At 57.2% G+C, this 12,237-nt stretch carries 9 protein-coding genes; 4 read left to right on the top strand and 5 right to left on the bottom strand.

The genetic code is table 11. The features are described from left to right. Positions 1 to 384 precede the first annotated feature (384 nt). The 4 genes from SH410x_RS06985 (at position 385) to SH410x_RS06970 (ending at position 6,671) form a co-directional block, all read left to right on the top strand. A complete protein-coding gene (locus SH410x_RS06985) occupies positions 385 to 1,635 on the top strand; it encodes an ISL3 family transposase (protein WP_473675780.1) in 1,251 nt (416 codons plus the stop codon). A gap of 40 nt (positions 1,636 to 1,675) precedes the next feature. Continuing rightward, positions 1,676 to 1,891 carry a DUF4411 family protein gene (locus SH410x_RS06980; protein ID WP_473675779.1) on the top strand — a complete coding sequence of 72 codons (216 nt, stop codon included), beginning with the start codon at positions 1,676 to 1,678 and terminating at the stop codon, positions 1,889 to 1,891. A gap of 643 nt (positions 1,892 to 2,534) precedes the next feature. Further along, positions 2,535 to 5,342, top strand: coding sequence for a DUF1549 and DUF1553 domain-containing protein (locus tag SH410x_RS06975; protein ID WP_473675778.1), 2,808 nt, complete (start codon positions 2,535 to 2,537; stop codon positions 5,340 to 5,342). 9 nt (positions 5,343 to 5,351) lie between these two features. Further along, the gene (locus SH410x_RS06970) at positions 5,352 to 6,671 is read left to right on the top strand and encodes a DUF1501 domain-containing protein (RefSeq protein ID WP_473675777.1); all 1,320 of its coding nucleotides are present in this window, start codon (positions 5,352 to 5,354) and stop codon (positions 6,669 to 6,671) included. Positions 6,672 to 6,805: 134 nt separating this feature from the next. Here the strand turns inward: SH410x_RS06970 and SH410x_RS06965 are convergent, their stop codons facing one another. The 5 genes from SH410x_RS06965 to SH410x_RS06945 form a co-directional block, all read right to left on the bottom strand. After that, positions 6,806 to 7,822: an acyl-CoA desaturase gene (locus SH410x_RS06965; RefSeq protein ID WP_473675776.1), complete on the bottom strand. Its 1,017-nt coding sequence runs from the start codon at positions 7,820 to 7,822 to the stop codon at positions 6,806 to 6,808. A gap of 285 nt (positions 7,823 to 8,107) precedes the next feature. Further along, the gene (locus SH410x_RS06960; RefSeq protein ID WP_473675775.1) at positions 8,108 to 9,670 is read right to left on the bottom strand and encodes an MlaD family protein; all 1,563 of its coding nucleotides are present in this window, start codon (positions 9,668 to 9,670) and stop codon (positions 8,108 to 8,110) included. 5 nt (positions 9,671 to 9,675) lie between these two features. Beyond that, on the bottom strand, positions 9,676 to 10,512 hold the full coding sequence (locus tag SH410x_RS06955; RefSeq protein ID WP_473677261.1) for an ABC transporter ATP-binding protein: 837 nt from the start codon (positions 10,510 to 10,512) through the stop codon (positions 9,676 to 9,678). Between the two features lie 20 nt (positions 10,513 to 10,532). After that, positions 10,533 to 11,330, bottom strand: a complete 798-nt coding sequence (locus tag SH410x_RS06950) for an MlaE family ABC transporter permease (RefSeq protein WP_473677260.1) — start codon at positions 11,328 to 11,330, stop codon at positions 10,533 to 10,535. Between the two features lie 399 nt (positions 11,331 to 11,729). Continuing rightward, positions 11,730 to 12,182: an FHA domain-containing protein gene (locus SH410x_RS06945; protein ID WP_473675774.1), complete on the bottom strand. Its 453-nt coding sequence runs from the start codon at positions 12,180 to 12,182 to the stop codon at positions 11,730 to 11,732. Positions 12,183 to 12,237: the final 55 nt, after the last annotated feature.

The raw sequence follows: 12,237 nt of genomic DNA, 5'->3' as shown, positions 1-12,237 counted from the left end.
ATCATGAACAATGCGCCGCAAGGAAGGTATGCGGCCGAACTCGTCTATTCGAGACCCACCCCGGATGGAACGGTTGCCGAGGTTTCAAACGACGATTCCAAGTCGACGTTGAAACTTTCGGCTCTTCCGCCAAATCGGTGGGTGAAAAGCGATAGGAAGCAGAGGGCTGACGGCGACTCGGGAGTGCAGAGAACGCACACGCTCACCAACGGGACGTTTTTTTACCTCGCGATCTGACCGGCCTCAATCGCTTGCACAGGCCGATCAGATCGCGAGGCAAAAAAACTCTCTCTCTCGAAAAAAAATGAAAAGCATCGTGCTGGGGAAAGTAGTATTTGTGTTGAGTCTTAAATCGAACACCAACACTGCCAACACACCAACACGATGCATCTAAAGACTATCCTGAACCACGTCGAAAAGCAAAAGGGGTTCGTCTACACCGACGCACGCTTTAGCGACGACCAGTCCCAAATCCTCGTCACTCTGCAACCACATGCCCGCAGTCGGCCCATCTGCAGCGGCTGCCGCAAGAAACGCCCTGGCTACGACACTCGCCCGGTTCGGCACTTCGAGTTCGTTCCGCTCTGGGCGATCCCGGTGATCTTTCTCTACGCGATGCGTCGGGTCGACTGTCCTGATTGCGGCGTTAAGGTGGAATGGATTCCCTGGGCCGATGGCAAACACCGATCGACGTATAGCTACAGAATCTTTCTGGCATCTTGGGCCAAGCGGCTCAGCTGGAAGGAGACCGTCGCGATCTTTGGAACAAGCTGGGACTCGGTTTATCGAGCTATCGACTGGGTGGTCCGCTGGGGCCTGGTTCACCGCGAAATAGGGGGAATCGAAGCGATCGGAGTGGACGAGATCGCTTACCGACGCGGGCACAAGTACATCACTTTGGTTTACCAAATCGATGCCGATTGTCGACGCCTGCTGTATGTCGCCCGCGATCGAACCGAAGAGAGTCTGCGTGGCTTCTTCCGCACAGTACCGGAGTCCTCGATTGAGAGCTTGCGGTTTGTCTGCACGGACATGTGGAAGCAATACATGAACGTAATCGCCGAGAAGGCGTCTGGTGCGGTTCATATTCTCGATCGTTATCACGTGATGAAGAAGTTCGGTGACAAGTTGAATCAAGTTCGAGCCGAAGAGGCTCGGCAGATGAAAGCCGATGGCTACGAGCCGGTGCTCAAGAACTCACGATGGTGTCTGTTGAAACGCCCGGAGAACTTGACGGCCAAGCAGACCGTGAAGCTGAACGAACTGCTTCAATACAATCTTCGCAGCGTGAAGGCCTATCTGATGCGTGAAGACTTCCAACGCTTCTGGACGTACGAGAGTGCGGCTTGGGCGGGAAAATTTCTGGACCAATGGTGTACTCGTGCGATGCGATCAAAGATCGAACCGATGAAAGAGATGGCAGGCACGTTGCGTCGCCACCGCGAGCTGATGTTGAATTGGTTTCGGGCCCGGGGAGAGATTTCAAACGGTAGCGTGGAGGGTATGAACAACAAAGCCAAGCTGGCTTTGAGAAAGGCCTACGGTTTCAAATCCTACGAAGCGTACGAAATGGCCCTGTATCACCAGCTCGGAAAGCTCCCAGAGCCAAATCAAACCCACCGATTCTGCGGATGAGGCAACAAATTTGCTACTCAAGTTCTTGAAAGAACCAAGAATGAGCGGCAGTAAAGTCCCAACCAAATTTTTGCTCGATGCCAATCCATTCATCGAAGCCAAGAACCGCTACTACGGATTCGGGATCTGCCCCGGATTCTGGATGTCATTGCTCTCCTACCGGGTTCGGAACGTGGCCGAGCGGCATGGTCAAAAGGCGACTGCCGAGAAAATCCAAAGTGTCGTCGAAACCTTGGCCCCTAGATTGTTCACATGACAGAAACTCGACACGGCAGACAGATTGGTCGCATCAACGACGCGGCGCGTAGAGGTCAACTGAACATGATCGAAAAGCCGCGTTTGGAAACGATTACCTAGCGATACGTCGAATGGACTCCGAATTTTGAAACGGTTGCACGAAGGTATCGTGGGACGCTCAGAACCTTCGTGGGGTGACAGATTTCGGGTCAAAGTCTCCAAGTGTCATGCCGTGAATCAAGTGCTTCCTGGAATTCTTGATGCACGATAATATGCACGGAATGCGTGCAAAACGGCGTCATTCCGCGCATTCCCTGGAGCCGAAAACCTTCTGAAACACTGTAAAACCGGCTGTTCCCGACCGACTTCCGGGCGTTGATCCCGTGGGCAGCTTTCGGATTGCTCGCTCCCCGCAAAGGACACCGCTGCACGCCGACCCCCTCGCCAATGATTTCGCGGCCCCGGTTCGCACTCAGACCCACGAAACTCTGGTGCGGTGGAGGTGTTGCATCCACGATCACGCCTGCGTGATCGCGAGCCGCAGCGTCGCATTCGCCGAGAACTAAGCTGCGGATCTCCCCGTTTCTTTGAATGGGGGGCGTCTGGACCATGCTATAATCCGGCCGTCTCGTTCCTGCCCTCCGGAATTAATGAGTCGATCGATGAAGTCTGCGCACCTACTCGTGCAATGGTTCGTGTATCCCGCCATCCTGGTGATCGGCGCTGCGTTCGGCAGCGACCTGTACGCTGAGCCAGACAGGCCCGCATCCAAGACCGACCTGGATCTCGTGATCGAGCCATTGCCGCAACGGTTCATGGCGGAAAACGCGACCGAGGTCCCCGATTTCCAGAAACACGTCATGCCGCTACTCGGACGACTGGGGTGCAATGGCCGGGCGTGTCATGGATCGTTTCAAGGTCAGGGCGGGTTTCAACTGTCGCTCTTCGGCTACGACTTCCAGGCCGATCACGCGGCGCTGTTGGCTGAGAATGCGGGACGAGTGGATCCCGACGACGTCGATGAGAGCTTGATCCTTGCCAAACCAATCGATGCGGACATGCACGAGGGCGGCAAACGGTTCGACAAAGACAGTTGGCAATATCGAGTTCTCCAGCGTTGGATCGAAGCGGGGGCCACATCGACGAGCCGCGATCTGCAGTCGCTCGAGCGTTTGGAGGTGGTACCCGTTGAAGTGCGTTTTGACGCCGACGATCAAAACGTGCCGTTGACCGCGATTGCGCATTGGGCGGATGGGTCTCGCGAGGACGTCACAGCCCTCTGCCGGTTCACGACCAACGACGATGCCGTTGCCGCGGTAGATGAAACTGGCCAAGTACACAGTGGCCTGCAAGGCGAGACCCATGTGGTTGTCGCCTATGACCGAGCCGTCGTGCCGATTTCAGTGATCCGGCCTGTGCGCGTCGATTCGCCAATCACCGCACCACCGAGTTCCGATCACCCGATCGATCGACTGGTCGCGGCCAAGCATGCCAAGCTGGGGATTATTCCATCGCCTCTGTGTACGGACGCGGAATTCATTCGCCGTGCGAGTTTGGACATGACCGGAACATTGCCTGCGGCGGAGGAAGTGCGCCAGTTTCTTAAAAATGAAGACGTGAACAAGCGTCAGCGGCTCATCGAAGACCTGCTCGAGGCGCCTGGCTACGCTGCTTGGTGGGCAACTCGATTTTCCGACTGGACCGGCAATAGTGAAGAACAGCTCAACAATGTGCTGCCCGTTCGCGGTGCGGCCTCGCGGCTGTGGTATGAATGGCTGCGGGTGCGTTTGGACGACAACATCCCCTACGACGAGATCGTGGAGGGCATCGTGACGGCGGAAAGTCGGCAGGAAGGCGAGTCCTATCTAGAATATTGTCAGTCGCTGACAGCGGCGTGCCAGCCCGGCAATGAGGACCAATATGCAGCCCGCGATGGCATGCCTTTGTTCTGGGCACGCCGGAACCTACAAAAACCGGAAGAGCGGGCGATCGGGTTCGCATACGCATTCATGGGCATTCGTATCGAGTGCGCCCAGTGCCACAAGCATCCCTTTGATCAATGGTCGAAAGATGACTTTGACCAGTTCGCTAAACTGTTCGGCAACATCAACGCGCGACCCAATGCCGTTGCCCAAGACGCTTTGAAAACACGCAAAGAGTTAATCGACGAATTGACCGGCGGCAAGACCGTCAACAACGGTGATCTGCGCAAACTCCTCTACCGACGAGCTGCCGACGGCGACGTCGTGCCGTTTCCTGAACTGGTCTACAACCAGCCGCGGAACCAAGCCAAACGCGGTAAGGGGGGACGGCGGAACAAGAGCAACGCCGTCGCGATTGCCGAGGGTTTTGCGCTCGGTGAATCCAAAGGCATTCGTATCGATCAGGATCCCCGCAAAGAGTTGATGCAGTGGTTGCGTGCACCCGAAAACCCCTACTTCGCCCACGCGATCGTGAATCGGATCTGGGCCAACTATTTCGGCATCGGTCTGATCAATCCCACCGACGACATGAACCTGGCTAACCCAGCGAGCAACGAGCCGCTGCTGGATTATCTCGCTGCTGGTTTACGCGAGCATGACTTTGATTTGCATTGGTTGCACCGCGAGATCACAACGAGTGACGCCTACCAGCGGAGCACACAGACCAACCCGAGCAACGCCCAAGACCGCACGAACTTCAGCCGCCATGTGCCTCGGCGACTGCCCGCTGAAGTGATCCGCGACGCCGTGCTGTTGGCGACTCAGTCGACACAGGAAACGACCAAGATGCGGGCTCAGATGACGGACATGGCGATCGCAGCGGACATTCCGCAAAAACGTAATCAGCGTGACTTCGCGCTGCAGGTCTTCGGCCAATCACAGCGTGAGAGCAATTGTGATTGTGACCGCAGCGATTCGCCGAGCCTGTTGCAGTCGATCTACTTGCGAAACGACATGCAAATGTACCAACAACTCGCCTCCCGAGACGGCTGGGTCGCTCAGGCCTGTGCCAGCCTCGGAGAGGCGGGGCCCCAGGATCGCTCGAATCCGGCACAAGATCAAATCACTCGCAAAGCCGACCTCATCCGGCGGCAAACCATCGCGAGGATCCAGCGTTTCCAGGCACTCGATGCGAACCGGCGGACGCGGCAGCGGGATAAGACCGTCGCGGCGTATCGGTCCGTTCGCACGCGTTTCGCAGAATACGGTTTTACGACACCTTCCTTCGCCGAACTGCTCGCCAATCCCGACGAGTGGCAGCTGACGCGGATCGGAACGAACGACAAACCGAACTCCCCTCGCAACGCAAACGATTCACTGAAACTCGTCGTCGACGAAGCCTACCTGCGGACTTTGTCCCGGCGTCCGGACGCCGACGAAACCGCGATTGCCATGGAATACATCGAAGAATCCAAGACCGTTGCCGATGGGTTGTCGTCCATCGTTTGGGCATTGGTTAACACAAAAGAATTCATCATCACCCATTAGTGGACAATCATGCGATTACACAAAACCTGTGACGGCGCAACCCGTCGTGATCTGCTTCGAATGGGCGTGCTCGGTACTGGCGCCGTGGGGATCGGTGGCCTCACTCTGCCGCATTGGCTCGAGATGGCTGGCGCCGGCGAACTTCGCGAACAGCGCGCCCATCGCGCAATCTTTATCGAACTGGTCGGTGGTCCTTCGCACATGGACACCTTCGATCTCAAACCCGATGCCCCCGATGAAGTCCGTGGGCCGTTCGCCCCGATCAACACGAACGTACCTGGCGTGCAGATTTCGGAGCATCTGCCGCAACTGGCCAAAGTGGCCGACAAGTACGCGATTCTACGCGGCGTTTCGCATACGCTCGCCGCTCACCAACTCGGCCGGGAGTACGTCAACACGGGCAGCCGTCCGATCCCGTCGCTGCAGTATCCGAGTTTCGGATCGGTCGTATCTGCGGAACGCTCAGGCGATCTAAATATCCCCAATCATGTCGCCATCCCGCAGGCCGGCCATGGTCCTGGGTTTCTCGGACTCGAGAACGCGGCGCTCGAGACCAAAGCGACACCGAAATTCGATCAGCCTTTCTCCGTCCGCGGCATCTCCCTGCCCGGCAATCTATCCGTCGACGAAATCTCGCGCCGCCAGAGCCTGTTGGCACGACTGGACCGCCGTTTCACAGATCTGGAACCGGACGATCAATTGCTCCAGGGTCTATCCCGCTTTGGTGAGCAAGCCTACGCGATGATCACCTCACCCCGAGCGAGAAAAGCGTTCGACATCGCTCAGGAACCCGACAGTTTCAGACGCCAATTCGGGGAAGATAGTTTTGGGCAAAGCTGCCTATTGAGTTTGCGTTTAGTCGAATCCGGAGTCAATTTCGTTTCGCTACAACTCGGTGGTTGGGATACCCATCAAGACAACTTTACGAAGCTCAAAACGGACTTGCTACCCAAACTCGACCTGGGGCTCAGTGGTCTGCTGGCGGGATTGGAACAGCGTGGCTTACTCGATTCCACGGCCGTGATGGTGACGGGCGAGTTTGGCCGGACACCCAAAATCAACAGCCGCAGCGCCGAGGGTGGCCGCGATCACTACCCACGCTGCATGTTCATGCTGATGGCGGGCGGCGGCGTGCGAGGTGGTCAAGTCATCGGCGAAAGCGACGACACCGCTGCCGCACCGCGACACGAGGCAATCTCACCGGACGATGTGGCCGCGAGTTTCTATCACAACCTGGGCATCGATCCCGCCAAAGAATACGACTCCGGCACCGGTCGCCCCATCACCCTGGTCCGAAACGGCAAGGTGATCGACGCATTGTTTGCGTAGCGCCGCCCGGTGAGCGCCCGGTGAGCGTCTGGTAAGAAATCACTCAACCTCGCATGCCCAGCCGCCTGTTCATCGGAGCGACGATGGGCCGAGTACACGTGGGGCGCGGCCCGAATGGCGGCGCCATGCTCGCGTCAAGACAGTTGCTGATTTCGCGTGGTTCCGGCACCCGCCGCTTTGCTTGCTTTGCCTTGGCGGTGGCATCGTGGGCGAATGATGTGACTGGCCAAACCCACTAAACCAAACCCTTGAATGACGTAGTAGTTCACGTCAATTTCCCACCATCGGTGTTGCACCGATGCACTGGCCGGATCCGCATGGTGGTTGTTGTGCCAGCCTTCGCCAGCGGTCAACAGGGTTACCAGCCAATTATTGCGGCTGTCATCGTTCGTGTCGTAGTTACGATAACCGAACATGTGACTGAGCGAATTGACCGCCCACGTGATGTGCCAAACCCAGACGGTGCGGGCGATCACGCCCCACAACACGATGCTGGCGATCATGCGATACGCGGTGGGTTCATTACCGTACACCGCCAAGCAAATCGCCGTCGTGATCACGGTGTAAATCAGCGCGTGGCCGAGCCAAAAGAGGCCGGCGGGGGAGGGCAATTTTTCAATCCATCGATAGTAAGGATCCGCCAGCACATCACGAGCGTATTTTTCGTACATCGAAAACGTCGCCAGCCGGGTGCGTGTTTCGTGGACCAACCAGCGAACATGCGACCACAAAAATCCTTCACGCGGCGAGTGGGGGTCTTCGGCGTGGTCCGAGTGAGAATGATGCATCCGGTGCCACGCGACCCAGTGCGCAGGCGTTTCCTGGGCAGCACACATCGCGAATGTTACGAGGGTGTGTTCAAACCATTTCGGGGTGCGAAAACTGCGATGCGTGAGCAGTCGGTGGTAGCCGATGGGAATCGCCATTTGGCCGAACAACACGACACCGACCAAGAACGCGATCACGCCCGCCCAGCTGAACAACCACGGTAGCAAGCACAGCAAGGTGAGCAGGTGCAAGGTGACGAAGAAGATCGTGTAATCCCAACGAATGGCGCCGCGGCGTTGCTGGCCAGGGACGGAGCGTTCAGGCGAAATGGGACCAACAGGCGCACTTGCCGCAATGGCGGCTTCGGGGAGGGTAACATCCATGTTGGCTTCAGGTATCCGTGCTCGGTGGGGGAAAGATGCCCATGATCGTAAAGGAATTCCATCTTTACGCACTAGCAAAACCTGGGATTCAAGGTGAATTTCCCTGGCCCCGCCGACAAACTCCACCCAATTCCTGTACCTCACCACTCGTTCGGATGACGGGTCATCGCGTCCATCACACCTACCCGAACGACGCCTTCACTTCCGGAAAAACGGCGTTATCGTCCGCCATCTCTCGCCGAGCGAAAGGCGGCACATCATCAATCCGCAGCTCTCCATTCGCTGCTATTTCAAACCCGCTCCGGTGGGTCGATGGCCCAACGCGCCACGCACCCCAAGTTGCCGTGGATCACGTGCGATTTTGTCTGTGAAGACGCGGACATCGTCGAGAATGGGCCGCACTCGGGCCGTCGCTGCTTCGATATTTTCAACCGTACGTTTGATCTCGTAGTACAACTCGTCGTCTTCAATCAAGCGTTTGAGCGTCCCGTCGGAACTGTTGATGGTCTTGCCGAAGGTATCGATTTGGGTCAAGGCGTTGTCAACACTGACGAGACTTCGCAGGACTTGCTCGGCAAACTCTTCACTCCGGCGACCAAAAGGTTCCGTGAAGGCTTCGACATTCTTAGCCGTCGCTTGGAAACTTTCGAGTGTGCCGCCGGCGGTTGTCTTGAGTTCGGTGATGGCTTGTTCGGCGACCGAGCCGACCTGCTCGAATTGATTACCGACCCGAGCAAAATTATCGAATGTCTTCTGCGCCGTCAGGAGCGTCTCGTTGGCTTGGTCGAGCATGCCAGGAAATCGTTCCACCGAATCTTGCAGGCCCCGACGGATCTGCTCGTTGCCGAGAATGGAACGTGCATCGCGGATCGCCCCTTGCAGTTCCTCAAGCGTCTTGATCGCTTCGTTCTGCAACTGGACGAACGTCGGCTTGCCCGCAGCACCGGTTGGTGTTCCCAGCGGCGGCATCAACCCCGGCTGCAGAGGCCGGCCGGGGGCCCCATCGTTGGCACCGCTCGCAGGAGGAGTCTGCGCAGGATCGGCAAACGCCAAGGTCTGGATCGCAGTCGCCCCATTCGGCTCCGTCGACGTTGCGGAAACCAGTCGCACCGGATGCGCCCATGACGGCGCCGGTGACATCGCTCTCGCGGAACCGGTGTGTGCGAACATTGGTGAAGAACTGCCACCGCCCTGCGATGCGGGCATCGGGGATACCGACGTTTGCGGCGGATAGCCCGGCGGGTAGGTATTGGAGGAGGGTTCGACTCCGATCAAACCACGCACATCCTGCACTAACGACTGGATGCTTTTCCCGGTGCCTTGCACCGAATCGCCTGCATGTCGAATGCTCGAGAACGTCGACCTCAGTTCATCTTCCATACCGAACAACAGTGTGAACGGGTCGTCGAGCTTCTGCCCGTAAACAATATGTTCTCCGTTGCTGTAGGTCCGGTCGATCATGGCCGGATCATCGCTGAATAGCTTTTGCAACTCTTGTGGTTCGGCCCTCCGAAACTCAAGTTTCGAGTCGCCTGTGATGAGAGATCCAATGCCGATCTGCGGGATGTATTTATGCAACATCGGGTATTCTTCATCCATCGCGAGCGTCAGTGTGACGCCGCCTTCGTTGCGCAACTGGATACTCGAGACGCGGCCGATTTTCACACCATCGCGGAGCACCGGTGTATTCGTATTGATGCCTTGTGCTGAAGGAAATTCGACCGTCAGCGTATATTCGCGACTGAGGATGGCGGGAAACGCTCCGAACAGAAACGTCAGGATCACACCGATTCCGATCGCTGCGATGACCAACACGCCCACCCCAAATCGTAGTCTGCTGTCGTCCATAATCATTACGCCGTTGCTCGAGACATTTCACGAATTCGATCGCCCGCTTCGCCACGAACGAACTGACGAACCCGCCGGTCATCGGCGTGCTCGAGTCCGCTGGGCGGTCCGTCGAATAAAATTTGAGATTGGCCCTCGTCGAGCATCCGACGAGGGAAAAACATCATCACACGGTCGGCCACCTTCCGCGCCGTGTGCATGTCGTGGGTGACCACCACGCTGGTGACGGGATACATCCGCCGGGTATTCAAAATCAGTTCGTTGATCACATCGCTCATGATGGGATCGAGCCCCGTGGTGGGCTCGTCATAGACAATCAATTCTGGTTGCAGCACGAGTGCCCGCGCCAAGCCAACACGCTTTTGCATGCCTCCGGAAATCTCTGCGGGGAACTTCGAGGCGACATCTTCGGGCAAACCGACTTCGAGCAAATGCTTTCGCACACGATCGCGGACCTCGCTCTCGTCGGTGTGGGACTCATTTTGCCGAATCGGAAAAGCCACATTGTCGAAAATATTCATGCTGTCAAACAGCGCCGCGTGTTGGAACACAAAGCCGAAACGCCGCCGGATCTGAGCGAGCTCTGCCGGCGACAGTTTGTTTAAGTCGGCACCGTCAAATTTGATTTCGCCCCGCGTGGGTTTGATCAACGCGACGAGCGTTTTCATGAACACCGTTTTGCCACAACCGCTTTCACCGATCACGGCGACGGTCTGGCCACGCGTGATGCTGCGGGTGATCCCCGAAAGAATCACATGCCCATCAAACTCAATGTCCAAGTCGTTGACTTCAATCAGAGGACGTGCCTGCGGTTCGTCGTCGTGCGACGTATCGTGGGGCATCTCTGCGGCATCGGCGTGGCTCAAAACAGCACCGGTCCTTCCGGATAGATCATGAAGTAGATCGAATCCAATGTGATGTTGAGAAAGAGATCAACTGCGAGGATCAATACGAATGAGTAGACAAAGGCGGCCGTAGCCGCTTTGCCCACGCCCTCCGCCCCCGGTTGGCAATTGAATCCGCGATAGCAACTGACAATCGCAATGATGGCGCCAAAAAAGAAACTCTTGAAAATGCCCATGAACAGGTCGAACCCGACCACGCCTTCACGCGAATGATGCAAATAGGCGGCCCGGTCAATTCCGAGAATCACCACGCTATAAAAATAGCCGCCGACGATCCCCATGAAGTCCGCCATGATCGTCAGCGCGGGAATCAAAAGCAGGCAGGCCATGAAACGCGGTACGACCAGATAATGAATGGGATCGGCCCCCATCGTCGTCAACGCATCGATTTGCTCGGTGACACGCATCGTGCCGAGCACGGCCGCCATCGCTCCACCAACCCGTCCGGCGAGCATCGTCGCGGCCAGCACCGGTCCGAGTTCACGAACCAGCGACGTGTTGATCACGACGCCGAGACGACTGGCCAGCCCGATGGCTTGAAATTGATAGTAACTCTGAACCGCTAAAACCATGCCGATGAATGTGCCCGTCAAGGCCACAACGGGCAGACTGAGCACGCCGACTTGGTAGAAATTGGTCAACAGCGTGCCGCGCCGCGGCAGCCGCGTGAACATCCACCCCAGCATCTGCCAGGTGAAACATGCCAGATCGCCAATCGCAGCGATACCATCGACAACCGCCGTCCCCCACTGCATCACCCAGGCATGCAGCGGTCCCGGTAGCCGCGTTGGCAGCGTCAATCGGCGATCTCGCTCGAGAGCCCTGGAATCGCCCGACATTGAAAAAACCTCGCGGTGGACCAACCCATGAAAATCGCACTCGCTGCGATACCCTACTCCGTCGGAGTGGGGGCGCAGCCAGAGTGCCTGTGTTGGATTGTATCGGCGAGATAAGAAATGCGGATTAGCTAATTTCTAACGATTGCCAAACCGCTTCGCGACAGCGGCCCCACAACGCCGCGTCGAATCAACGCCGCGTCGAATCAACGCCGCCGAGCAGGTCTGAGAAACTGCTGCGGTCCCTCAGACCGTTGGGGCGCTAGCGGGCTGTTGATTGGGTAACCTGGGTCACCCGGTTCACTGAGTGACTGTCGCTCAGTCCGACTTGCGGTTGAACAAACCCTTCTTGGGATCTCGCTTGGAAATCCCGGCTCGGTCCATCAAGGAACTTTTCATCACTTCCTCGATGTAATTGTCGTCCGGCGGCGGGGGACCATAGGCACCGAGCACCTGCGGATCGTACTCGAGAACGTAGTGGTGCCGCGCGATGGTCACTTTGCACTTGGGATCGGCGCGTTTCCGAATCACCGGCCGCCCATCCACTTTCGTACCGTTGCGACTGTTCAAATCGCGAATAAACCAATAGCCATTTTCCAGCGTCATCCGACAGTGCTGGCTGGACACGTTGGGAAAGTCCAAGCAAATATCGCAATGCTTGCGACGGCCGATCAGCAGATTATTCTTCATCAGCGGGATCGGATCGCCACCGCCGGTGGGGGTCAGTTGACCAAACGCACCAGCTAAATCGTCTACTTGCTTTTCACTCATGACACTTCCGCGGAAAACGTCGCTCAGTGGGAATTTAGGACACTTCAGTATACTG

The organism is Rhodopirellula sp. SH410 (assembly GCF_055811895.1).
This window is presented reverse-complemented; position numbering and strand designations above follow the sequence as displayed.

Excerpts from the sequence above, each read along its gene's own strand:
- SH410x_RS06985 (WP_473675780.1), top strand. The coding sequence starts at position 385 with ATGCATCTAAAGACTATCCTGAACCACGTCGAAAAGCAAAAGGGGTTC.
- SH410x_RS06980 (WP_473675779.1), top strand. The coding sequence starts at position 1,676 with ATGAGCGGCAGTAAAGTCCCAACCAAATTTTTGCTCGATGCCAATCCA.
- SH410x_RS06975 (WP_473675778.1), top strand. The coding sequence starts at position 2,535 with ATGAAGTCTGCGCACCTACTCGTGCAATGGTTCGTGTATCCCGCCATC.
- SH410x_RS06970 (WP_473675777.1), top strand. The coding sequence starts at position 5,352 with ATGCGATTACACAAAACCTGTGACGGCGCAACCCGTCGTGATCTGCTT.
- SH410x_RS06965 (WP_473675776.1), bottom strand. The coding sequence starts at position 7,822 with ATGGATGTTACCCTCCCCGAAGCCGCCATTGCGGCAAGTGCGCCTGTT.
- SH410x_RS06960 (WP_473675775.1), bottom strand. The coding sequence starts at position 9,670 with ATGGACGACAGCAGACTACGATTTGGGGTGGGCGTGTTGGTCATCGCA.
- SH410x_RS06955 (WP_473677261.1), bottom strand. The coding sequence starts at position 10,512 with ATGCCCCACGATACGTCGCACGACGACGAACCGCAGGCACGTCCTCTG.
- SH410x_RS06950 (WP_473677260.1), bottom strand. The coding sequence starts at position 11,330 with ATGCAGTGGGGGACGGCGGTTGTCGATGGTATCGCTGCGATTGGCGAT.
- SH410x_RS06945 (WP_473675774.1), bottom strand. The coding sequence starts at position 12,182 with ATGAGTGAAAAGCAAGTAGACGATTTAGCTGGTGCGTTTGGTCAACTG.